The sequence below is a fragment of the Roseovarius litorisediminis genome (assembly GCF_900172295.1).
Classification (GTDB): domain Bacteria; phylum Pseudomonadota; class Alphaproteobacteria; order Rhodobacterales; family Rhodobacteraceae; genus Roseovarius; species Roseovarius litorisediminis.
Genome location: NZ_FWFL01000032.1, coordinates 1 through 1,180, shown reverse-complemented (window position 1 = coordinate 1,180; position 1,180 = coordinate 1). Strand labels below are relative to the sequence as shown.

At 59.9% G+C, this 1,180-nt stretch carries 1 protein-coding gene; it reads left to right on the top strand.

Annotated elements, in window-relative coordinates:
* On the top strand, positions 1–1,176 hold a 1,176-nt coding region (gene tuf, locus PEL8287_RS19645; protein ID WP_085894138.1), incomplete at its 5' end, for an elongation factor Tu.
* Positions 1,177–1,180 lie beyond the last annotated feature (4 nt).

The window sequence follows — 1,180 nt, the reverse complement described above, 5'->3', positions numbered from 1 at the left end:
ATGGCTAAGGAAAAGTTTGACCGCTCGAAACCGCACGTAAACATTGGCACGATTGGTCACGTTGACCACGGCAAGACGACGCTGACGGCTGCGATTACGAAGTATTTCGGTGATTTCAAGGCGTATGATCAGATTGACGGCGCGCCCGAGGAGAAGGCCCGCGGGATCACCATCTCGACGGCGCATGTTGAATATGAGACCGAGAACCGTCACTACGCGCACGTCGACTGCCCCGGCCACGCTGACTATGTTAAGAACATGATCACCGGTGCGGCGCAGATGGATGGCGCGATTCTGGTTGTGAACGCGGCTGACGGCCCGATGCCGCAGACCCGCGAGCACATTCTGCTGGGCCGCCAGGTGGGCATTCCCTGCATGGTTGTCTACATGAACAAGGTCGATCAGGTTGACGACGAAGAGCTGCTGGAACTGGTTGAAATGGAAATCCGCGAGCTTCTGAGCTCGTATGATTACCCCGGCGACGACATCCCGGTCATACCCGGCTCGGCGCTGGCCGCGATGGAAGGCCGTGACCCTGAAATCGGTGAGAACTCGATCCGTGCACTGATGGCGGCCGTGGACGAATATATCCCGACGCCGGCGCGCGCCGTGGATCAGCCCTTCCTGATGCCGGTCGAAGACGTGTTCTCGATCTCGGGTCGGGGTACGGTTGTGACCGGCCGGATCGAGCGTGGCGTTGTCAACGTTGGCGACGAACTTGAGATCGTGGGTATCCGCGACACCAAGAAAACCACCTGTACCGGTGTTGAAATGTTCCGCAAGCTGCTGGATCGCGGTGAAGCGGGCGATAACGTGGGCGTTCTGCTGCGCGGTATCGACCGTGAGGGCGTTGAGCGTGGCCAGGTTCTGTGCAAGCCGAAATCGGTAAACCCGCACACCAAGTTCGAAGCCGAGGCGTATATCCTGACCAAAGACGAAGGTGGCCGTCACACGCCGTTCTTCGCGAACTACCGCCCGCAGTTCTACTTCCGGACCACGGATGTGACCGGCACCGTCAACCTGCCCGAGGGCACGGAAATGGTGATGCCCGGCGACAACCTGAAGTTCACGGTTGAACTGATCGCGCCGATCGCCATGGAAGACGGCCTGCGCTTCGCCATCCGCGAAGGCGGCCGCACCGTCGGCGCCGGCGTCGTGTCGAAAATTATCGAGTAAACCA